This window comes from Desulfobotulus mexicanus, from assembly GCF_006175995.1.
In the GTDB taxonomy this organism is placed as follows: domain Bacteria; phylum Desulfobacterota; class Desulfobacteria; order Desulfobacterales; family ASO4-4; genus Desulfobotulus; species Desulfobotulus mexicanus.
In genome coordinates, this window is the sequence record NZ_VDMB01000009.1 from 1 (window position 1) to 22572 (window position 22572).

Genomic DNA, 22572 nt, shown 5'->3' on the forward strand with positions numbered 1-22572 from the left:
GAGGTTATGCCGTCAAAAATATCTTCTGTGCCAGCTGATTTGAAAGTTTTGATCATGGAATGTCGTAACCGTTCGACAAATATTTTTTTCTTTTGAAGTGATTTAATACATTATTTCATGATGTTGATTAACTAACATAATTAAGATAATGGGAGGCATTATATCTGTCAAATATTTTATGGTCAAGAGCAGCATTACAGAGTGGTTTTTTGTGGCTGAGTGAAGATGTGAAAGGTAGCAAAAAGAATGATACCACCATCAGGCCGCATCAAAAAACACTTCAGAACCGGCACCACGCATACAACGCAGGCCTCTGAGTTTGCAGTGCATTCTTAAAACTTCCGGATCTCCAACGGCGGTGCCGAACTGCTCTAAAAGAGTATTCATGGAAGATACAAAAACGGCAGCATCCAGGCCTAAGCGTTTGAGAAGGGGAGGGACCTTCCGGCTAATACTTCCCCGCTTTTTGCGCTTAAGCTGTCTTCCTGTCCAGTCCACAAGCTCTGCATATTCATGGAAACCGAAGGGAATGGCAAAGGCCATATCCGTAAGATCATCAAAGGGGGCAAGGGAAGCTCTCGGTTTTTCCAGCTGAGTATCCGGGGATGCATCCGGTGGCGTGACGGAAGGCTGAGAAGAAAAGGTATCCGCATCCTTTGCCTTAAGGGCATCCAGCCTTTCTTTGATGGACGTAAAATCTGAGGTCTCAGGGGTTTCGGCCATACCCGCACGAACAGGGTTGAGATCCACATAGGCCATGGCTGCCAGAATGGCCTTTTCATCGAGAAGGGCCTGACTTTTGAAACGTCCCTCCCAGAATCTGCCGGAAATCCCTTCTTCCTGATTGGCTTTTCTTGCAATGGATTCATTGAGCATCCGCATGAACCATGAAATATCATAAAGGCGGTTTCGGTAGAGGCCTGCCAGCTCATTGAGCCTGAGCTGATCCGATGCGCTCAGGTCTTCGGTTTCTGAGAGGTAACGTCTCACCACATCCGGCCCCTTGAAAAGCTGTGTCCAGCGGGTGAAAACTTCACGATCCGACCAGGCAAGGGCACGATCCTCATCCACACGCAGCACGATGTGGTAGTGGTTGCTCATGACCGCATAGGCCGCCACATCAATGGAAAAGATGGCGGAAAGCTCCATGATGCGCTCTGCAATCCAGCCCCGGCGGTGGTCAAAGTCCATGCTGGACTGTTTGTCCTTGCCACAGAGAAAAGCCCTGCGGACACAGCGGCAGACGCAATGATACCAAGGGGTGCTTTCAAGGCTGATGAGGGTGGATCGGGGGTAGGTCATGGTGGCCCTCCTGTGGGAATAGGAACTTGTTTTTAAAGGTAAAGATAGAGGGTTTTGGAATGTGGGTCAAGGACGAAGTGGGTGTCCTGTGGTTGTGAGAACGAAGTGGGTGTCCTGTGGTTGCTTCCTGTGGTTGCTGTGGTTGCTTCCTGTGGTTGCTGTGGTTGCTTCCTGTGGTTGCTTGGGTGTCCTGTGGTTCATCAATAGTAACAGTCTCTTATTTGGTAATAAGAGTATTCCTTTTCTATATAAGGATAGTTAGGCATAAATAATGCAATACAATCACAACACACAAGCATTGTGTCTATTTTACCATTGGCTCCTTGGCTAAAGACAAAGAATGCAGGATGCGACCGATAAGGCCCGCAATGATCGCAGTAATCTTCACCAGGTCTAAAAAGAGTATTAAAAAAAGGCATTGAAGAAACAGGAAAAAATTGATGGAGCAATGGATAACATTTCACATTAGTGAGAAGCAAATTAGATATCTGAAAACCATTATATATTTCTAAGCCTGCACCACTATTTTTTGCAACTTCAGAAAGGGATTGTTGCAAGGATTCTGTGATCGATGATGAATAGAAAAACATAAAACCATGGCACCTAAACTCAGTTAGTTTTCTCGCATCGGCCCCATCTTTTCCTTGGCCAACAGATCCAGTGTAATGTTTACAGCTGACCAGCCATCTATAACCGTTATCGAAATTGCCTACAGACTCTTCTACTATGATATCAGCACCTCTATCTTGACCAATACCTGGCCCCTTTAAAATTTTATAACCTAACAGGGACAATAGAGAGCAAATCAAATTCTCGAACGATTGACCATCTTTATCTTTGATTTCACTAAAGTCTAACATCGGACCTCAAATGTAAAGAAAGCGGGTATAGTGATTAAGTTCTAACCGTCCAATACCGTAAAATTTTCCACTTATTCTGATATTAAAGGCCAAAATACCGTCCCTATCATTTTCAAGCTGCAAGTTTCCATGGTCAGACTTTCTCTTCCCATCCCCACAGCCAAAACGATCTTTCCCCTTTATCCTACCCCTCCACCCATGACAAGCTTTTATTTCTTATCCCCTCATCTTCTCCCATCAAAGACGCTCTCCCCCCATGCTTCCCCGTCATAAACCGCACAGGGGCCAGCCCGTGAATCTCCGGTTCCATGGGTTGAAAGCTTAAGGGATCACGGAGCTGGCCGTGGCAGTGGATGCCGGATTCGTGGGTAAAGACCCGGTTACCCGTCACGGGCTTGTCCGGCGGAAGCGGGCAGCCCGTAAGCCCTGCCACATGACGGGAGAGGGGCCGCAGGGCTTTCGTGTTCACGCCATGGGGGATTTTTTTGAGGGTCAGGGCCATGACCAGCTCCTCAAGCCTTGCGTTTCCTGCCCGCTCGCCAAGGCCGTTCACCGTGAGGGACACGGCTTTGGCTCCGCTTTCAAGGGCGGTCAGGGCGTTGGCTGTGGCCATGCCGAGATCGTTGTGGCCGTGGAATTCCAGATCAAAGGGCGATTTTTTCATTAGTTTTTCGATAAGTCGGGATATTTCGAGGGGGCTTGCCACGCCCACGGTGTCGGAAATGCGGATGCGGCGGATGGGAAAACCTTTCAACATTTTAAGAAGATCCAGCATGTCTTCTACAGGGGTGCGGGTGGCATCCTGAAAGCCGAGGCTCACCCCGTCAAAGCGGCTGAGGGCAAGGGGCAGAAGGGTTTCAAGGCGGGTTTTAAGGATGGCCCTATCCCAGCCCAGCACCCGGAGCTGACGGGTGGAGACGGGAAAGGCCATGTGAATCCGCTTCATGCCGCAGGCTTCGGCGGCTTCCAGATCCTTTTCATGGAGTCGGCACCAGCCAAAGATGCGTTCCTTTGGAAGATGTTTTGCGATGTGGCGGAGATACCGGGCTTCTTCGTCTCCCATGACGGGAATGCCCGCCTCGATCTCATCCACCCCCGCATCCAGCAGCATGGATGCAAGGTGGATCTTTTCCGCCATGGAAAAGGCCAGCCCCGGTGTCTGCTCGCCGTCCCTTAAGGTGGTGTCGATGATGAGGGGGCGGAAAAGGGCAGGGCGGTCTTGTTCCATGGGCTCATCCTTTCAAAAAGAACTCCCGTTTCAGGCCTTAAGGCAGTGCCTGTCGGGTCAGCTCTGCTTCATCGGAATGGGATGGCGCAGGGCCACAAGCTGGGTGGCCTGCCATCCCGTATGGTGATAAAAAACAAGGGCCTGGGTGTTGCTGCGATCGGCAAGGAGCTGGATGCGGGTCATGCCCTGATCCCGGCACCAGCGGACGGCCTCCTGAATCAGCGCCGTGCCGATGCCCCGGCCCCGGAGCCCCTTCTTTACCACCAGATCCTCCAGAAGCCCCACCTCTCCGCCTTCTGCGGTGGAGATGAGACATTGTACCGTTACCATGCCGATGACCCGGTTTTCCTGTCTGGCCGTGAGCACAAGAGCTTTTTTTTCACGGATCAGGGCGGAAAGGCCTGCGGCCTGCTTTGCGGCATCGGGAGTAAAATCCGCTTCCAGGGTAAAGAGACCCGCCAGCAGCTCCACCATGGCGGGGATGTCCGCATCAAGGGCTTTTTCAATGCAGAAGGCGGGCCTTTTGGATGTCATGGGGCCTGTCCAAGTGCAAGTTCCTGACAGATGGCCCCTTCCTCCATGGCATCGAGAATGGCGTCCACTGAAGATTCTGACTCCACGCCGCCGTACCAGACATTCTGGGGATAGACCACCAATACCGGGCCTTTTTCGCATTGCTTGAGGCAGCCAGTGCTGACCACCTGGGCATCCAGACCCCGGTCGAGGATTTCTTCTTCTATATAAGGTAAGAGGCTGGCAGCGCCCTTTTTGTGGCAGACACCCTGGGGGTCGCCGGAAACGCGGAAGCTGGCGCATACAAGGATGGTGTGCTGGGGAAGGGCCATGGGAGTTCTCCTTTGAAGTTTGTTTGAAAAAAGTGGATTTTTAGCAACTGTTACGCATGTTTGACTTCAAGTCTTTATCGCTTAAATGCTTCTGCATTGAATCATGGTATGGGGTGATCCAGAGTCCTTTTGCCCTCACCCCCTCGCTTCGAGAGCCTCAGCGACCGGCTTCGAGAGCCTCAGCGACCGAGCAGAGAGAGGGGAGAAGAGCAGGCACAGGGGCCTGCCCCTGCAAATCCATTCATGCCCCGCATACCCCAGCGCCAGCGCCGGAACAGGCCTTGATGCTGCGGGTTTTCAGATGCATCAGAGATGCTCCGGAAAAGGCGGGGGTCAGGGCGGTTTCAATGAGTCCCTCCACTTCGGCCACATCCACGCCGGACTGGAGCAGCACGGTTTTTGGGCGCTCCCCAATGCCATTCACAAGGAGCATACGGCAGTCGGAAAGAAGGGCGGCCATATCTTCCCACCGGGATTCGCCTCCGCCTTTGGGCGGTGTGGAGCGGGTATCCACCAGTTCAAAGTCTCCGTCCTTTTCCCGGAAGATCAGAAGGGTATCCGCCTCGCCAAGGTGCTGATTCACGAGAATCCCTTCTCTGCTCCCCACGGCGATGAAAGGCCGCTTGGGGCTGAGGATGCGGCAGGAATCTTCATCTGCTGGCCTGTAATTGTCCGGCATTTTGGGCATGGCCTCGCAGGCTTTAAGCTTGGCCATGAGGCTGGGACTTTCCTGTTCCCCAAGGCAGCCCACGGCATCGGCCCGGCAGCGGGTGCAGTGGGTCATCTGGGGGAGATGAATGGCCGATGCTGCCCGGACTCTTTGCACAAGATCTTTTCCCGGCTCCTCCATATGGCCAAAGGCCGAGCCGGGGTTGGGGTAGTAGGGAATGCAGTTGAAAATGTCCGCGCCAAGGGAAGCTGCGGTGCGGGCCACTTCGGGAATGTGGTCTTCGTTTATGCCGGGAATGAGGATGCTGTTCACTTTTACGGCAATGCCATGGGCTTTGAGTTGAATCAGGGCTTCGCTTTGTTTTTCAAGGAGAATCTCGGAGCCTTCCATGGCCTGACGTACCCGTTTACCGTGGCGTACCCAGGCATAGATGCGGCTTGCGATCTCAGGATCTACGGCGTTCATGGTCAGGGTCACATGGCTGACCTTGAGATTTGCCAGCTCTTTGATGTAAGGCCCGATGCCAAGGCCGTTGGTGGCAAGGCAGAGCAGGATGTCCGGATACTGCTGGCGTACAAGGCGCAGGGTTTCCATGGTTTCATCGGCATTGGCAAAGGGATCGCCGGGGCCTGCGATGCCCACCACGGAGATGTTCTTTTTTTCCGCGAACACATGGTCGAGATAGACCAGCGCCTGATAGGGTGAGAGGATGCCGCTTGCCACTCCGGGACGGCTTTCGTTGACGCAGTCGAATTTGCGGTCGCAGAAACGGCACTGGATGTTGCACCGGGGAGCCACGGGCAGATGCACCCGTCCATGGGTTTTACGTGCGGCCTTGTTGAAGCAGGGATGGTTATCAAAGATGGATGACATGGGAGCCTCCTTGAAAATTTTGAGTAAAATATAGGGTCAGGTTTTAGAGATAGGAAAACCCCACCCCCGTTGCCTCCTGTCGCACTTCGAGAATGCCGTTGCAGATGCGCTCAAAAAGTTCCCGTGCGCCGCCATAACCCAGTATGCGGATGGAGGGGCCGCCCACACGGTCGTGAATGGGAAAACCCACTCGGATAAGCGGCGTTTTTGTTTTTCTCGCCATGGCGTAGCCCTTGCTGGAACCCATGAAAAAGTCCGGCGGATTTTCTTCGGCAAGCTTTTCCAGGGTGGCGTAATCGGCACCTTCCACCACCTGCATTCCTTCCTGTTCCTCTTTGGAAAGAAGGCTTTCCAGCGCTTTTTTCAGATGACCGGAGCGGCTTCCGGATGCGGCCACAAGGGTTTTCACGCCGATTTCCGCAAGAAAGGGCACAAGGGCTGCCACCAGATCCTCATCCCCAAAGACCATGGCCTTGAGACCGGAGAGAATTTTATGGCTGTCCACATAGGCATCAATGAGCCGGGAGCGTTCTTCCAGCAGCATTTTGGGAATGGCCTGCCCGCTGAGATCCTGAAGAAGGGCAAGGAAGCGGTCCGTGGCCCGGATGCCCACGGGAAGCCCCTGAAAATGCGGCGTAAGGCCGGATTTTCTGCCAAGGATTTTTAAGGGCGAGATCTCCCGCAAGGCGGATGCGGCCCCCAGATGCAGGCCCGCTTTCGCCTCGATCATGTTCTGCAAACTCTCTAGCGATACACCGCCACGGGGCAGGGTCTCGTATTCCTCCCACTTGCCGCCATCCAGGGTCTCTGAACTGTCCGGCACAAGGCAGGGAAAAAGGCCCATGAGACCCACAAGATCCTTGATATGGCGCTGATCCGCAGGGGAGAGTGCTGCGGTGAAAAGGGGCAGAAGATCATTTCTTTTTCCGGCCATGTCCGAAGGGCCTTCCGGAAGAAGCTGATCCACGAGGGCGGAAAGGCTTTTCCAGTAGCCTTCCTCATGACTGCCGCTGTAACTGGGGGTGGAGGCAAAGATGAGGGGCGGATAATCCGGGTTGGCTTTCCGGATTTCCTTCAGCATCATGGGCACATCGTCGCCAATGGTTTCCGAAAGGCAGGTGGAGGCAATGCCAATGATTTTGGGTTTGTACTGGCGCAGGATATTGTCGATGGCCATGCGCAGGTTGGCCCCGCCGCCGAAGATGGCCGTGTCTTCATGAAAATTGGAGGAGGCGATGTCCACGGGTTCTTTGAAATGGCTGATCATGTAGCGCCGGATGTAGGTGGCGCAGCCCTGGGAACCGTGGAGCAGGGGAACGCAGCCTTCCACACCCTTGAAGGCCAGGGCCGCCCCAAGGGGGGCGCAGAGGCTGCATGCGTTTTCCGTGACGGGTTTCATGATTTCTTCGGAATTGAACATGGTGCCTCCTTAAAATCCCTTTGTGTACCTGTGATATTTTTTGCTGTATCTTTCCTTTGTGCCTAAGGCGACAATGACTGCTTTGTAAGGAGAGTACAGAAATGAATTTCCGGTTTTTTTCTAAGCCCGCGTTTAGTGATGAAGATCTGGTCTGCCACTGTTTTGCCTATACCCGAAGACAGATTGAAGAGGATTATGCCCTCCATGGACGATCCCTCATTTACGAAAAAATTCTCCGGGAAAAACAATCCGGCGGGTGCGACTGCGCCAGTAAAAATCCCTTAGGCCGGTGATGCCTGCCGGACATCCGCCAGGTGGTGGAGAATTTTTCAGAAAAAAAGAAATCCTGATGCCCCTTTGTCAGCGGTCAAAAAACCGGAACACGGGACTGGTCACGGTGGCGTGTACCTCCCTTGCGAAGTTGACCATGCCCTCAAAGCCCGCCAGCGGGATTTTCCGTTCGTGGTTGTGGTCGCAGAAGCCAAGACCAAGCTTGAAGGCAATGGGTCTTTCCTTCACACCACCGATGAAAAGATCCGCTCCCTTTTCCATGACGCAGGCGGAAAGCTCCAGAGGGTTGGCATCGTCCACAATGAGGGTGCCGGGTTTGCAGATCCGGGCAAGCTCCTCGTATTCGTCCCCGGCCCCCGTCTGGGTGCCTGCCATGACCACCTCCATGCCCAAAGCATCCAGCGCCCGGATCAGGGAAAAGGCCTTAAAGGCCCCGCCCACATAGAGGGCGGCCTTTTTGCCCTGAAGATCCATTTTATAGCGCTGGATCTCCGGCAGGATGGCCCGGATTTCCTCCCGTACCAGATCCTTTGTGCGCTCCATGAGGTCCTTGTCCTCAAAAAAGGAAGCCACATCGTAAAGGGCTTTGGCCACATCCTCGATGCCGAAATAGGATACCCGGATGAAGGGAATGCCAAAGGCCTTTTCCATGTCTTTGGCAAGGCCGGTCATGGAGCCGGAGCACTGCACCACATTGAGCTTTGCCTCCGGTGCCTTCATGATTTCCTCCACCCGGCTGTCTCCAGTCATGACGGAAATCACATCTATGCCTATGCGGCGGTAATATTCCTTGATGATCCAGGCTTCGCCGCCAATGTTGAATTCCCCAAGAATATTGATGGAAAGGGGGCGGGATGCGGGCAGAGCCTTTTGATCGAAGAGGGAGAAGAGGGCGGTGCAGGCGGCCTTGTACCCGTCCTTTTTGGTGCCCTTGAAGCCTTCGGAATGCACGGGCCGGACGGGAATGCCCTTTTTTGCCTCCACCTTCCGGCAGACGGCCTCCACGTCGTCGCCAATGATGCCGATGATGCAGGTGCTGTACACAAAGGCGGCTTTGGGTGCGTATTTTTCAATGAGATGGATGAGGGCAGCCTCCAGTTTTTTTTCGCCTCCGAAGATGACGTCCTTTTCCTTAAGGTCAGTGGAAAAGCTTAAGCGGTGCAGCTCAGGCCCGGAAGAGAGGGCACCCCGGATGTCCCAGGTGTAGGCGGCGCAGCCTATGGGGCCGTGGACGAGATGCAGGGCATCGGCAATGGGGTAGAGCACCACCCTGGAGCCGCAGAAGACGCAGGCCCGCTGGCTGACGGAACCTGCAAGGCTTTTGGTGTCGCAGCTCATGGTGCAGGGAGCCTCACCCGTTTTATGGATGGCGTTTTTTCTCTGTCCCAGTATGGAAAAACCTTGGTTCGGCATAAGTCCCCCTTTGCTGTACGGGCTGCGGATGGGAAGTCTGTGTTCAGGCATACAGAGTTTTTGTGCAACTGTTCAGCATGGTTTTAATTTCAGCAGTATGGTTTCATCATAAGATAGCCTGTTGGTGAGTGACATATTTCAGAGCGTTTTAGCGGCCCCTTTTGCCCTCACCCCGGCACTCAGACCAACAAGCTTCAGCAAATAGAACAGATCCGGTTTGTAGCCTGTGTGCCGGGCAAGGCCCCGGCCCCTCTCCCAGTGGGCTGGGCTTTACCCACAATTTTTATCAAGCCTGTTGAGTTGCAAAAATGTAGCTTTGAGGGTGTCTAAATGCTCTTTTTCCCTCTCTTTCCTTAATGACCTTAAAGTCCTTAAGGTCATTAAGGTCCTTAACGACAATACTAACGACCGGCCTCAAGGCCATAAAGGAGCAGGTGGGGCAGACACAATCTGCACCTGTGAATGAATTGCGCAGCCCCTGTTTTGTAAAGAAAGGCCCCTGTGCCTGCTCCTTGGGTGAGAGTTCCATAAAGAATATTCTCACCCAAGGGGGGGAAACAGGCCTGCTGCCCACCATTTTCTCTATGTTAGTACCCCTGATTTCATAATTCCGGACTTATGGGTAAAGATAAGCCCAGTGGGAGAGGGGAGAAATAGAGACTGTGCGCCTTTCAGACCACCCGCTCAGATCACCAGCTCAAAGGATTCTTCCGGGCTGTCCCGGTCCTTGCGATCCAGAAGGGCATCCAGAATCTTTTCCATGAGCCGGATGCCGCCCATGTAGCCCACCGTTGGAAAATAGCTGTGGCCTACCCGGTCAAAGATGGGAAAGCCGAAGCGCACAAAGGGCAGATCCTCATCCCTTGCCATGTATTTGCCGTAGGTGTTGCCCATGAGCAGATCCACCGGCTCCTTCTTAATCCATTGGTGGAGAAGGAAGAGATCACCATGGGCCTTGACGTTTACGGGCACGGGAAGATGGGCGGTCAGATCCCGGATTTTCTGTTCAAAGGCCTTGCCCGGTGTACCCGTCACCACATGGACGGGGTGCATGTCCAAGGCCACCAGAAACTCCACCAGAGAGACGAGGGAGTCCGGATCGCCGAAAAGGGCCACCCGTTTCTGGTAGAACCAGGCCTGCATGTCCGTCATCACATCAAGGAGTTTTCCCCTTTCCACGGCAATGCTTTCCGGAACACTGACACCGCCCACTTTCCTCAGGGTGTCCACAAAGCGGTCCGTGGCCTGAAGACCGATGGGCAATTCCTGCGTATGGCAGGGTACCTTGCACTGGGCATCCAGCTTGCGGGCCGCCAGATCCGAGGCCAGAGGTCCGAGGGCGATGGTGGCCTTGCTGTCTCCCGTAGCCTTCATTTCTGCAATCGTCACGCCGCCCTTGGGATACATGCGGAATTTTCCCGTCTGGGGTGCATTCAGCACATTGGAGGTATCGGGAAAGACGATGGTTTTCAGGCCCATGAGACCTGCCATGCGCTTGACTTCTTCCATGTCCGAAGGTTCCACGTATCCGGGAATGATATTGAGGGTTTCATTTTTTTTGCCCGTGGATTCGGAAAAGGCCTTTACCATGCCCTGCACCATGTTGGCAAAACCCGTGACATGAGAACCCACATAGCTGGGGGTGGAGGCATGGATCACGAATTTCCCCTCAGGGATTTTGCCTTCGTCTCTGGCCTTGATGGCGATCTGATTGAGGTCATCGCCAATGGTCTCTGAAAGGCAGGTGGTGTGTACGGCAATGATATCGGGCTCATAGACCGTGAAGATGTTGTCGATGGCCTGGAGCAGGTTGGCCTGTCCGCCGAAGACGGAAGCGCCTTCGGTGAAGGAACTGGTGGCCGCCATCACGGGCTCTCTGTAGTGGCGGGTGAGGGCGGAGCGGTGATAGGCGCAGCAGCCCTGGGAACCGTGGCTGTGGGGCAGGCAGCCGTGGAGGCCCAGTGCCGCATACATGGCCCCGATGGGCTGACAGGTCTTGGCCGGGTTGATCATGAGTCCCGTGCGTTCCACGGGTTCTGCGGATGTATGACGGAGGAGCATGGGGATGTCCTTTCCTTGAATGTTGGATGCTGAGCAAGGCTCACAAATGGCCCTTTGTGCCTCTCTGTTTTTCATGGAGCAAATGAAAGAGAGATTGATGACCGTTAAAAATTGAACCCCCGTGGGAGCGGGGAGGTTTCCGACTCCCACAGGGGCCACGGGCCTCTCAGGCAACCCAGGCGTAGTTGGCGGAGAGTTCAGGTTCAGCGGCCCATGGAGGCGTGATAAAGGACCAGACCTTGGCGTTCACCATGCGCTCGATTTCCCCATAGAAATTGATGGCTCCCTTAAAGCCTGCATAGGGTCCGCCGGAGTCGTAGGAATGGAGCTGTTTCATGGGAATGCCGCTCTTCTGGATGGCGTATTTTTCCTTGATGCCCGCGCAGAAGATGTCCGGCTTGAAGATTTCGATGAGCTTTTCCGTCTCAAACTGGCTGATGTCATCAATGACCAGGGTGTTTTCTTTCATATCCGGCATCATGCCCCCGTATTCACGAAAATCTATCCCCTCGTTTTCCAGTTTTTTGAGGCTTTCCTCATCCTTTCGGGGGTCGTAGCGCTTTGCATCCGGCGTGATGTGCAGTTCTTCAATATTACGGGAATCCGCATCGATTTTGATGCTGGGCAGAACCTTGCGGCCTTCGTAGTCGTCCCTGTGGCCGAACTCATAGCCCGCTGCAAGGGTTTCCATGCCCAGCTCACCGAAAAGATCCTGATAATGATGGGCACGGGAACCGCCCACAAAGAGCATGGCCCGCTTGCCCTCACACCGGGGCTTTGCTTTTTCTAAAGATGCCATCACCGCTGGCATTTCCGCAGCAATTACTTCTTCCACCTTTGCCTTCAGCTCCTCATCCTCAAAATACTGGGCGATTTTACGCAATGACTTGGCCGTGGATTCCGCACCGATGAAATTCACCTTGATCCAGGGAATCCCGAACTTGGTTTCCATCATCTCCGCCATGTAGTTGATGGAGCGGTGGCACATGATGGCATTGAGGTCCGCCGTGTGGGAGTTGGCGAAGTGATCAATGGACGAGTTCCCCGAATAGGTGGAGACAAGGCTGATGCCGCAGGCATCGAGAATCCGTTCGATCTCAAAAGAATCGCCGCCGATGTTGTATTCCCCCAGAAGATTGATGCGGAACTTTCCTTTGCCTATGGTGTCGTTCAGCCCCACCACATGGGTGAAAATGCCGTTGTTGGCGATATGATGCCCTGCGGACTGGCTGACGCCCTTGTAGCCCTCGCAGCTGAAGGCAAAGACATTGATGCCGAGCTTTTCTTTCATTTCACGGGCCACGGCGTGAACATCGTCTCCGATGAGACCCACGGGACAGGTGGAAAAAACGGAGATGGCTTTTGGATGAAAGAGATCAAAGGCCTCCTGAATGGCCTGTTTCAGCTTTTTTTCTCCCCCGAAAACAATGTGTTCATCCTGCATGTCCGTGGTGAAGCAATAATTCATGAAGTTTTCATCGGTATCGGATTCGGGTCGGGTCTGGTTGCGGCGGGTGAGCCAGGAATAGTAGGCGCAGCCCACAGGCCCATGGGTGATGTTCACGATGTCCCGTGTGGGCCCCAGCACAACGCCCTTGCATCCGGCATAGGAGCATCCCCTCTGGGTGATGATGCCCGGAACGGTGCGCACATTGGCGCCCACTTCCGGCATTTTGCCGTTTGTGTCACTGCGGTTCACCAGAATCTGTTTTGCCCGTTTCCGGGCCACCTTGGTGGGATACTTGGCGAGGATCTCGGCTTTTATCTTTTCCAGCTTTGCAGCCGTATTTTTTTCGTCGCTCATGGTCGTTTCCTTCATCATGGTCGTTTGGGTACCCTGAAATTGATTCCTTACCCCGGCCCTGGCTTCGAGAGCCTCAGCCACCGGTTTTGAGAGCCTCAGCCACCGGCTTTGAGGGCCTTAGCTACCGGCTTGAAAAGCCTCAGCCGAGAGGGCTAAAATCTTCCTGTTTCAGGAAATAACCTTACACCTCATCCAGTACGGCTTCTCCCCGTTCACCTGTGCGGATACGGATGGATTCTCTGGCCTGAAGGACAAAGATTTTGCCATCTCCGGATTTTCCCGTGCGGTTGACACCCATCAGGGTGGAAACCACCTTTTCCACAAGGCCGTCCGGCACCACAATGGAGATCATGCGTTTGGGGATGAGGCGGCTGGAATCTCCCAGCTGGGTAATGGCTTCCTCGTAACCCTTTTCCGCTCCTTTGAGCAGGGAGAGATCCACAATCCCTTTGCCCCGGCCCAGCACTTCCTTAGCGGTCATGGAGGTGATGCCCGCCTCCACCAACGCCCTTTTGGTCTGGTTCATGCGGTTCATGCGAACGATGGCAATGATTTCTTTCATACCTGCACCTCCTCCAGCCCGCCGTCGGGGCTTTCCTTGATGCCGGAGCTGATGGTATAGGCTTCGACAACGGGGGTGACAAAGATCTTGCCGTCTCCAAAGGCCCCTTTGTCGCCGCTGCGGGCCGCCTTCATGATGGTGCGGATCACGTATTCACAGTCCGCATCCTTCACCACCGTAAAGAGCAGGTCTTTTTGAAGTTCATCGTAGGTGATGTCGCCGATCTTGATGCCCCGCTGCTTGCCGCGTCCCACCACGGAGAACTTGGTTACTGCGGGAAAGCCCGCTTCCATGAGGTCGGAGAGAATACGGTCGCTGCGTTCAGGCCGGACAATGGCTTTAATGAGGTGCATGGGGGGTCTCCTTTTTTTAAGGTCTCGCAGATTCTGGTTACGATTTTGTAAGATTTAAGGCCTGCCAGGGGCCGGGTTTCCGGGTGAAAAAATAATCTGATTACTACCCTGACTCAGCCAGAGCTTGCTGGTCAGGTTGTTTTCAGGCCCATGGTGCGGGCTTTAATACGGGCAGGCGCAAGGCCTGCCCCTACAAATATTTTTTACGGCCCTGTTTTGTGTAGGGGCACCCTTTACGGGTGCCCGCGAACATGCGTAAAATCTGGTCATACAATTTCCATGATCAAGGTTTGTATGGCTGAAAGACAGTGGTAATCAGAAAAAATAAAGATCCAGAGAGATAGCTTTTAACTGTTCCTGCAAAGGCTTTTATTGCGACGATTCAGTTTTTTTTTAACCGGCAAGTCCGTAGTCCATGAGGAGCTGCTCCAGCTCTTCAATGGCCAGAGGGGTTGGAACGATGCGCATTTCGTTCCCTGCAATTTTTTTGGCAAGGCTACGATATTCTTCGGCCTGGTCATTGGCAGGCTCAAACTCGATCACGGTTTTGCGGTTGATTTCCGCCCGTTGCACCACATTGTCACGGGGAACAAAGTGGATCATTTTGGTTCCGAGACGCTTGGCCAGCTCCTCAATCATTTCCTTTTCATTGTCCACGTTCCGGCTGTTGCAGATCAGTCCCCCAAGACGAACCGTACCGGCTTCCGCAAACTTCACAATACCTTTACAGATGTTGTTGGCCGCATACATGGCCATCATTTCTCCGGAAACCACGATGTAGATTTCCTCGGCTTTTCCTTCCCGGATGGGCATGGCAAAACCACCGCAAACCACGTCACCTAGAACATCGTAAAAGACATAATCAAGGTTCCGGCTGTCCGCATAGGCTCCCAGCTGTTCGAGAAGGTTGATGGAGGTGATGATGCCCCGGCCCGCACAGCCCACGCCGGGTTCCGGCCCGCCGGATTCCGTGCAGACCGTGTTGCAGAATCCGTCTTTCTGAACATCATCCAGGGTCACGTCTTCCCCTTCTTCCCTCAGGGTGTCCAGCACGGTGCGCTGTACCAGCCCTCCGAGGAGAAGGCGGGTGGAGTCTGCCTTGGGATCGCAGCCCACCACCATGACCTTGTTGCCCATTTCCGCAAGTCCGGCCACGGTGTTCTGGGTGGTGGTGGATTTTCCGATGCCGCCTTTGCCATAGATAGCGATCTTACGCATGGTCTTTGCTCCTTTATGAAAGATGAGAAGGACATGGCCGGATGAAGATGCTTTTCCGGCCATGGTGTTTCCATGAAATCTTGGCTGAAAGCTTTTTGTTCTGGACCGTTTTTGCGTGTTTTTTTGTCTCTGTTTTTTCTGAAACCGGGTCTGTTGTTCGACCTTTATACTTTTCGGGTCATTCAGCTTTGTGCCAAGGCTGTTGCGGAAGCTGTTGCAGGGGTTTTTTCTCCGGAATCCTTGCCACCATCAAAGGACATGCCTGATCCGCTGGCCCTGAAATCCGGGTAGGCATTGCCTCCATGTTCGCTGAAATCGAGGCCTTCCATCTCTTCTTCCGGGCTTACTCTCAGGCCTACGAAATGATCCACAAGCTTGAACATGAGCCATGCCATGGGGAAAACCCATAAAAAGCAGGCGATGATTCCGAGAAGCTGTACCCCGATAATGGTCAGGGTGGTGCCGCCGGTGTTGAAGAGTCCTGCGGCAAGGGTTCCCCAGGCGCCGCATACCCCATGGACGGAGATGGCACCAACTGGATCATCAATGCGGATTTTTTCAAAGAAGAGAACAGATGATACCACTATGCCACCGGACACAGCGCCGATTATGATGGCCGAAGCAGGGCCTACATTGGCGCAGCCTGCGGTGATACCCACAAGTCCTGCCAGCACACCGTTAAGACTCATGCTGACCTCAGGTTTCCCAAAGCGTATCCAGGATACAATCATGGCGGTTACGGCACCTGCTGCGGCAGCAAGGTTGGTGTTGACAAAGATGAGGGCAATGCTTTTGTCCGCCGTGGTGGTTGACCCTGCGTTGAATCCGAACCATCCCAGCCAGAGGATGAAAACACCAAGGCCTGCAAGGGGGATGTTGTGGCCGAGTATGGGACGGATGCTGCCATTGGCGGCATATTTACCAAGCCTTGGTCCAAGGACGATGGCTCCTGCCAGGGCTGCCCATCCGCCGACGGAATGCACTACGGTTGAGCCTGCAAAGTCTATGAAACCGAGATTTTCCAGCCATCCGCTCCCATTGTGCAGGGAACCCCAGGCCCAGGACCCGAAAACAGGGTAAATAAAGGCGGTTATGGCTATTGAATAGCAGATATAACCTGTGAATTTAGTTCTTTCAGCCATGGCGCCTGAAACAATGGTGGCTGCTGTGGCGGCAAAGACCACCTGGAACATCCAGAAGGCCAGGGTCCACTCTTCTCCCTCACCGGTAAAATCCGAGAGGAAAAATCCCGATGTACCCACAAAACCGCCCAGACTGTGGCCGAACATGAGTCCGAATCCTATGGCCCAGAAGGCAAGGGAACCGATGGAAAAATCCATGAGGTTTTTCATGATAATATTGATTGCGTTTTTCGCCCGGGTGAAGCCGGCTTCCACCAGTGAAAAACCGGCCTGCATAAAAAAGACGAGGCAGGCGGCAATGAGGGTCCAGAGAAAATTTGCGTGTTCCTGCACAAGGGCAATGGCCTCGGCATTGGTGATGGGATGGGGAGCGGAATCTCCGGCAAGGGCCGGGGCTGCCAGTGTAAGGATCAGGGATGTGGGAATAAACCAGCGCATGATGCTTTCCTCCTGGGATTTGGGGTTTGGGAAAAGTGCCTTGCTTTTCCCTTTTACTCTTGCCCTTGGAGTTATTGCATACGCCGTGCCAATGCTATGTTTTTAGTGATTGTATTCTTAAGCTGTTTGTTTTTTTAGTTTTTATTTCATGCTTTGTTTTGGTGAATTTTAATTTTAAAAATTGAGTTAGACATATTTGTATTATCTTGGACAGGTGTATTCAAATTTGTATTTTTTTAATCAGGCTGGTTTGCGTGGAGAGTCACCATGATAATTTGCTTATGATCAAATCTTATCTTCTGAAACTCCCCATGGCTAAAGCTAGGGGCTTTATGGCGACTTTCGGTAACAGTTCCACACATTTTATTCAGAAATACCAACACTGTAATTTCAACAGCCTGGTGCCTGTTCATCTGTCTGACAGACATGAAATTTAGAAAATTTAGCTGAAAAACGACCTTGTTTTTAGGGTTTCATCTGTTGCTCAAGCTCAATCAGGTTTGATTATTACAATGCTGCTCCCAGGGCAATCGGATTCCCGCATGGGATTACCCTGGGAGAGGATGAGACTTGCGCATGACAGCAGGCTTTACACATGGTTACGCAAAGCCAGTTCCGCAGGATGGGGGGTGAGATAGGTCTGCCGGGCCAGGTATTCCACATCGTATTTGCGGACATGGTGGCTGAAAAGAGTTATGGGCACAATCAGCGGGAGCTGACCGTCGTGATAGCGGGTGATGATGTCAAGGAGTTCATGGCGTTCCGCATCCGGAAGCAATCGCTTGAAGTACCCCAGCATGTGCTGCAGCACATTGGTGTTTTTTTTACGTGTACTTTTTCGTGACAAAGCTGTCAGCAGCAGTTTTTCATATTCCTGAAACAGGCTCTCCCTTCCCATTTCTTTTCCCTTTGCCACAAGCCTTCCCATTTCTCTGTAATGTTCTGTACTGTGGCCGAGAATCAGCAGTTTGTTGTCCGTATGAAAAGAAACAAGATCAGCAAGCTTCATGCTCTGCCTTGCTTTGCGCCAGCGGGTCAGGGCAAAAATCCGTATAATGAAATTTTCACGAAGAACAGGATCATGCATCCTTCCATCTTCTTCTACAGGAATCAGGGGGAATCGTTCCATGAAAGCCTTTGCAAAAACCCCCACTCCGTTTTTTGTGGCCGTATTGCCCGTTTCACTGTAAACCTTGACCCGTTCCATACCGGAGCTAGGGGATTTTGATTTAAAGATAAAGCCGCTGAGATTTTCTTTTTCCAGTGCATCCAGCCGATCTGCTGCCCAGTCCTGCATCTTTTGTGTATGATCTTCTCCGCTTTTACGGGTGATGAGACGGGGATTTTCCGGACTGCCCACAAGGCGCAGGGATTCCCTTGGAATGGGCATGCCGCATTCCACTTCCGGGCAGACAGGCACATATTCCACATACTGGCCAAGAGTATTGATGAGATAGAGATCTCTCTGGTGCCCACCGTCATACCGGACATTATTTCCCAGAAGACAGGAGCTGATACCAAGGGTGATGGTCTGGGGCATGGTGTACTCCTTTATAAAATGAAGATGATATCAGGAGCCAAAGGATGTTTTGGGTCCATACAGCAGAAACTCTTCTGCCTGCCTGCAATAATCTCTTTTCCCTTCCAGCCAGTTATTTCGGAGTTCTGCGATACTTTCACCGACACTGATGGCCTCCCTGAGCCGTCTGCTTCCAAGTATCATATCCATGGGAAGCATCTTGTCTTCGTATTCATAGGGAGGGTTTTTAAAGGAAAAATGACTCGGATGCCTCTCCATAACTGCCTTCAGAAGGCATAGGCTTTGGTAGTAGGAGTTGTGTTTTTCGGGCGAGGTCACATGGATCTGAAATCCCATGCAGGGTTTTCCTGTCTGCTTACCCGATGTAGGCTCAAAGATGACAGGCCTCAGAACACTTCCCCCAAGGGCATCTTCGGGAATTTTTCTTATAATGGCATCCGTATCCAGCCAGGGCGCACCGAAAAATTCAAAGGGCTTTGTTGTGCCACGGCCTTCGGAGAGATTAGTTCCTTCCCAGATAACCTGTCCGGGATATAAGAGGGCAGTTTCCGGTGTGGGCATATTGGGTGAGGGCAGTACCCAGGGGAGTCCGGTGTCTTTAAAAAACATCTCCCGCTGCCATCCTTTCATGGGAACCACAGCCAGGCTGGCACCAATATCAAATCTTTTATTGATCATCAGGGCATATTCACCGATGGTAAGTCCATGACGCATGGGAATGGGATAAAGCCCCACAAAGGAGGCGTATTCCGGCTCAAGGACATTGCCTTCCACCTTTATGCCGGATACGGGATTGGGCCGGTCCAGAACCAGTATGGAAACATCCGCATCCCGTGCGGCTTCCATGCACAGGGCAAGGGTGTGGATGAAAGTATATACCCTTGTACCCACGTCCTGAATATCCACAATCAGCACGTCAATAAGTGCCAGCATTTCCTTTGTGGGTATGCGGGTTTCTCCGTAAAGACTGAAAACAGGAATGCCCAGTGCCTTGTCATGGATGTGATCCGACTCAACCATATTATCCTGTTTTTCCGCAAAAAAACCATGCTGCGGGGAAAAAAGGGCGGCGAGCTGGCCGGGAAAACGCCGGTGGATCATATCCTTTGCATGGGTATAATCCGGCCCGATGGAAGCCGGGTTTGCAAGAAGGCCTAGTCTTTTATTTTTAAGAAAAGCAGGGGGATGGTTCAGAAGATTTTCGAGTCCTGTCTGTGTCATGATCTCTCCGAAAATTGATGTCTGCCGGATTATACCTTTGCCTTGGACTTTGATTGTGCTACAAATCAGAATAAGTTGCAAATGAGGCCTTCTTTGGCAAGATATTTCCTCCCATAAGACACTGTTCAGGTGCCCTCCATGAATCCTTGTATATTTTTTGTAGATGATGAACCCCGCATTCTTCAGAGTCTCCGCCGTCTTTTCCGAAATGAGGCCTATGAGATCCATACCTTTGAAAATCCTCTGGAAGCCCTTGAAGCTGTTATGAATATTAAGCCCTCGGTTGTGGTGTCGGATCAGCGCATGCCCCAGATGACCGGCCTTGAATTGTTGGGAAAAGTAAGGGATCTGGCCCCTGAGACCGTTCGTATCATGTTGACGGCCTATGCCGATGTGGATGTGGCTTTGGGTGGCCTGAACTCATGGACCGTAAATGTTTTTCTAAAAAAACCATGGGATGATGCGGAACTGCTGATGGAAATACGCAATGCCATTAAATACCACAAACATCTTGTGGGAGGTGGATCTGAACCCGGACAGGGCGTGTAGGGAGATCTATGGAAAAAGCACCGGAAACCTTTGTTCTGGATGGTCCCTTAACCATCTATGAGGTTGAGGATCTGAAACAACGCATGCTGGCAGTGATGGAAAAAGCTCCCTGCCTGGTATTGGACTGTAGTGCTGCCACCCGTTGTGATACGGCATTTCTTCAGCTGCTTTTTTCATTTTACCGGACCTGTGTGGATAAGGGGATTCAGCTTTCTCTGATTCCAGGAGAATATCTGCTGGATGCAGCTTTTCGAATTGGTATGGATCTTTCCCCCATGATCCGGAAATGACGGGAATCCCATATGGAAAAAAGGATACTCGTTGTGGATGATGCCCCCAGCATAAGGATGCTGGTACGTTTTTCCCTGACAAAGGCCGGATATCTTGTGGATGAGGCCTGTGATGGCAGGGAAGCCTTTATCCGGCTGGAAGAGCAGCCCTTTCCTGATCTGGTGGTAACGGATCTTCATATGCCCGTAATGAACGGTCTTGAACTCATTAAACGGGTTCGTTCCCATGGGAAATGCCGGTTTATACCTATTATTATATTCACAAATCCCCAGGAGCCGGAAAAACGGAGGGAGGCCCGTCATGCAGGAGCCTCTGCCTGGATAGAAAAACCTTTCAAGCCGGAAGCTCTTCAAAAGATAATCCGTCGTTTTATCGGTGTTCCGGGAGTCTGATATGATGGATGTGGATGCAGACCTTAGAAAGGAACTGGATGCGGTTTTCCGCAGTGAGGCTGCCGATCTCTTTCTGCAGATAGAGGCGGCTGTGCTGGATCTGGAATCCGGCACAGGGGGAGGCGATGCCGTACACCGCCTCTTTCGTGCCGTACATACCCTGAAGGGCTCCGGTGCCATGTTTGGTCTTATTCCCCTTGCGGAGCTGGCCCATGAGCTGGAAAATCTGATTGAAAGGGTCCGGGAGCTGGAAATCCAGCCGGATCGCAGGCTGATTTCTCTGGTTTTAAGGGTGACGGACCGTTTGCGGGTCCTTGCTGAATCCCAAGGGAAAGATGAAGGGGATGATACCCCCTTGCTGAAGGATATGGCCGGGGCCCTTGCGGGTCTGGAAAAAGGCGCAGATGCTTCCGGTCTTCGTAAGGTTTCTGTTTTTTTCAGGCCTTTTACGGACATATTCAAGTCGGGCATGGATCCTGCCATGGTGCTGGAAGAGCTGCGGGAGCTGGGGAGGCTTGAGGTCAGAATCAAAGGGGAGGATGTGCCGGATCTGAAGTCCCTGAATCCGGAAAAATGCTGTCTTGCCTTTGATATGGTGCTGGAGACTTCTGCAAAGGATGAAGATATAGAAGAAGTATTTCTTTTTGTATCCGAAGACAGCGATATCCGTATCAGGCTTTTTGGAAGTGAGGATTTTGAATGCACCGGTGAGAAAGATCCCTTAACTGAAGAGCCTGTACCGGAAAAAATAAATTATCAGGAGGATTCTTTACAGGCGGTTATAATTCAGGAGAATAACGCTGATGAAAAGGAAAAAAGCCCTTCATCTCCTGCAGTCAATGGGGCGGTATCTTCCGGGAAATCCGCAGAGCATCAACAGCCTGAAAGTGAAGATATCCGCATTGCAGCACCCAGGCTGGATACTCTCATGAACCTTGTGGGAGAGCTGGTCATGCAGCAGGCCCGTTTGAAAGAGCTGGGAGGTATGCTGAAAATTCCGGAACTGGAGGAATCCCTGGAGGGGCTGGACCTCATTACCCTGAACCTGAAAGACTGTGTGCTGAATCTAAGGATGACACCCATTGCCGCCACCTTCAACCGCTTCAGAAGGCTGGTTCGGGATCTTTGTCAGGAGCTTGGCAAGGAAGTATCCTTTGAGGTGGCTGGCGGTGAGACGGAGCTGGATAAGGCTCTGATTGACGGACTGGGAGAACCCCTTGTGCATCTGGTTCGCAATGCACTGGACCATGGTATTGAACTGCCCGAAGAACGTTTGAAAAAAGGAAAATCTGCAACAGGAACTCTGCGTCTTGCTGCTGCTGCCGCAGAGGGGAGGGTTGAGATCTGTATTTTTGATGATGGTCGGGGAATTGACCGGGATGCCGTTCTGGAAAGGGCCATAAAAAGAAAGCTTGTGCGGGAAGACGAGCAGCTTTCCCCCTCTGAGATTGATGCCCTTATTTTTCATCCGGGACTTTCCACATCAACTGCCGTGGGCAAGGTTTCCGGCCGTGGCGTGGGGATGGATGTGGTACGGCGTCAGATTGAATCCCTTGCAGGACGGATTACCATAGACAGTCAGGCTGGAAAAGGGACAAAAATCGTCTTGTCTTTGCCCTTAACCCTTGCCATTGTGGAATGTCTCATGGTTCATGTGGGAGACGGGCTTTTTGCTCTGCCCATTACCCAGGTGGAAACCTGTATGGATTTTATGGATCACAATCTGAAAAAAGAAGGGGAACATTCCTGGCTTCTTTTTCGTAACCGCCCATTATCCTATGTTTTCCTTCGGGATTTTTTCCGTATACGCTCTTTGCAGAATCAGGAGAGTCACGTGGTGGTGGTTCGGTCGGAGTCGGGTTTTTTCGGACTTGTGGTGGATGCCCTTGCGGGTACTCAGCAGGTTGTCATTAAATCCATGGGAGCCTGGTATGACAGGCAGGATGGAATTGCCGGTGCCACTGTTATGGGAGATGGTGACATTGCATTCATTCTGGATGTTCAGGGTATCTGGCGAAATGCCTGTGAAGAAACATCCCGGAAAAATACGGCGAAAACAGGTGGCACATCCCTGAAACATGCAGAGGGGAAAGGATAGG

At 52.4% G+C, this 22572-nt stretch carries 21 protein-coding genes; 5 read left to right on the forward strand and 16 right to left on the reverse strand.

From position 1 onward, the window contains the following. Nucleotides 1-258: 258 nt before the first annotated feature. The 7 genes from FIM25_RS08425 to FIM25_RS08455 form a co-directional block, all read right to left on the reverse strand. Complete coding sequence (locus tag FIM25_RS08425; protein WP_139448230.1) at nt 259-1302, reverse strand: transposase; 1044 nt, start codon at nt 1300-1302, stop codon at nt 259-261. A 200-nt stretch (nt 1303-1502) separates the two neighbouring features. Further along, a complete protein-coding gene (locus FIM25_RS08430) occupies nt 1503-2162 on the reverse strand; it encodes a restriction endonuclease (protein WP_139448232.1) in 660 nt (219 codons plus the stop codon). Between the two features lie 184 nt (nt 2163-2346). Next, entirely contained in the window at nt 2347-3390 is a 1044-nt protein-coding gene (locus FIM25_RS08435; protein WP_139448234.1) for a homocitrate synthase/isopropylmalate synthase family protein, read from the reverse strand. A 57-nt stretch (nt 3391-3447) separates the two neighbouring features. Then, on the reverse strand, nt 3448-3924 hold the full coding sequence (locus FIM25_RS08440) for a GNAT family N-acetyltransferase (protein WP_139448236.1): 477 nt from the start codon (nt 3922-3924) through the stop codon (nt 3448-3450). After that, the gene (locus tag FIM25_RS08445; RefSeq protein ID WP_139448238.1) at nt 3921-4235 is read right to left on the reverse strand and encodes a (2Fe-2S) ferredoxin domain-containing protein; all 315 of its coding nucleotides are present in this window, start codon (nt 4233-4235) and stop codon (nt 3921-3923) included. The genes FIM25_RS08440 and FIM25_RS08445 overlap by 4 nt, the downstream gene beginning before the upstream one ends. A 241-nt stretch (nt 4236-4476) precedes the next feature. Further along, entirely contained in the window at nt 4477-5778 is a 1302-nt protein-coding gene (gene nifB / locus FIM25_RS08450) for a nitrogenase cofactor biosynthesis protein NifB (RefSeq protein ID WP_139448240.1), read from the reverse strand. Nucleotides 5779-5821: 43 nt separating this feature from the next. Continuing rightward, on the reverse strand, nt 5822-7198 hold the full coding sequence (locus tag FIM25_RS08455) for a nitrogenase component 1 (protein WP_139448242.1): 1377 nt from the start codon (nt 7196-7198) through the stop codon (nt 5822-5824). Between the two features lie 101 nt (nt 7199-7299). On the opposite strand from FIM25_RS08455, the gene FIM25_RS08460 reads away from it, so the two are divergent. Next, nucleotides 7300-7491, forward strand: coding sequence for a bacterioferritin-associated ferredoxin (locus FIM25_RS08460; RefSeq protein WP_139448244.1), 192 nt, complete (start codon nt 7300-7302; stop codon nt 7489-7491). A gap of 67 nt (nt 7492-7558) precedes the next feature. On the opposite strand, the gene nifE is transcribed toward FIM25_RS08460, so the two are convergent. The 9 genes from nifE to FIM25_RS08510 form a co-directional block, all read right to left on the reverse strand. After that, nucleotides 7559-8902, reverse strand: a complete 1344-nt coding sequence (gene nifE / locus FIM25_RS08465; protein WP_139448246.1) for a nitrogenase iron-molybdenum cofactor biosynthesis protein NifE — start codon at nt 8900-8902, stop codon at nt 7559-7561. A gap of 684 nt (nt 8903-9586) precedes the next feature. Next, on the reverse strand, nt 9587-10963 hold the full coding sequence (gene nifK / locus FIM25_RS08475) for a nitrogenase molybdenum-iron protein subunit beta (protein ID WP_139448250.1): 1377 nt from the start codon (nt 10961-10963) through the stop codon (nt 9587-9589). A 166-nt stretch (nt 10964-11129) separates the two neighbouring features. After that, a complete protein-coding gene (nifD, locus tag FIM25_RS08480; protein ID WP_139448252.1) occupies nt 11130-12767 on the reverse strand; it encodes a nitrogenase molybdenum-iron protein alpha chain in 1638 nt (545 codons plus the stop codon). Between the two features lie 181 nt (nt 12768-12948). Further along, on the reverse strand, nt 12949-13329 hold the full coding sequence (locus FIM25_RS08485) for a P-II family nitrogen regulator (protein ID WP_139448254.1): 381 nt from the start codon (nt 13327-13329) through the stop codon (nt 12949-12951). Then, complete coding sequence (locus FIM25_RS08490) at nt 13326-13682, reverse strand: P-II family nitrogen regulator (RefSeq protein ID WP_139448256.1); 357 nt, start codon at nt 13680-13682, stop codon at nt 13326-13328. The genes FIM25_RS08485 and FIM25_RS08490 overlap by 4 nt, the downstream gene beginning before the upstream one ends. Nucleotides 13683-14075: 393 nt before the next feature. After that, complete coding sequence (gene nifH / locus FIM25_RS08495; protein ID WP_139448258.1) at nt 14076-14900, reverse strand: nitrogenase iron protein; 825 nt, start codon at nt 14898-14900, stop codon at nt 14076-14078. 182 nt (nt 14901-15082) lie between these two features. Beyond that, nucleotides 15083-16480 carry an ammonium transporter gene (locus FIM25_RS08500; protein WP_139448260.1) on the reverse strand — a complete coding sequence of 466 codons (1398 nt, stop codon included), beginning with the start codon at nt 16478-16480 and terminating at the stop codon, nt 15083-15085. Nucleotides 16481-17069: 589 nt separating this feature from the next. Further along, the gene (locus FIM25_RS08505) at nt 17070-18020 is read right to left on the reverse strand and encodes a YbgA family protein (protein ID WP_139448262.1); all 951 of its coding nucleotides are present in this window, start codon (nt 18018-18020) and stop codon (nt 17070-17072) included. Nucleotides 18021-18050: 30 nt separating this feature from the next. Beyond that, entirely contained in the window at nt 18051-19241 is a 1191-nt protein-coding gene (locus FIM25_RS08510) for an exo-beta-N-acetylmuramidase NamZ family protein (RefSeq protein ID WP_139448264.1), read from the reverse strand. Nucleotides 19242-19379: 138 nt separating this feature from the next. Between FIM25_RS08510 and FIM25_RS08515 the strand changes: the two genes are divergently transcribed. The 4 genes from FIM25_RS08515 to FIM25_RS08530 are packed head-to-tail and all read left to right on the forward strand — an operon-like array spanning nt 19380 to nt 22571. Next, nucleotides 19380-19790 (forward strand): response regulator, encoded by a 411-nt coding sequence (locus FIM25_RS08515; RefSeq protein WP_139448266.1) that lies wholly within the window; start codon nt 19380-19382, stop codon nt 19788-19790. 8 nt (nt 19791-19798) lie between these two features. Continuing rightward, nucleotides 19799-20080, forward strand: coding sequence for an STAS domain-containing protein (locus FIM25_RS08520; RefSeq protein ID WP_139448268.1), 282 nt, complete (start codon nt 19799-19801; stop codon nt 20078-20080). Between the two features lie 12 nt (nt 20081-20092). Then, the gene (locus FIM25_RS08525) at nt 20093-20473 is read left to right on the forward strand and encodes a response regulator (protein ID WP_139448270.1); all 381 of its coding nucleotides are present in this window, start codon (nt 20093-20095) and stop codon (nt 20471-20473) included. Nucleotide 20474: 1 nt separating this feature from the next. Next, on the forward strand, nt 20475-22571 hold the full coding sequence (locus FIM25_RS08530) for a chemotaxis protein CheA (RefSeq protein WP_139448272.1): 2097 nt from the start codon (nt 20475-20477) through the stop codon (nt 22569-22571). Nucleotide 22572: the final 1 nt, after the last annotated feature.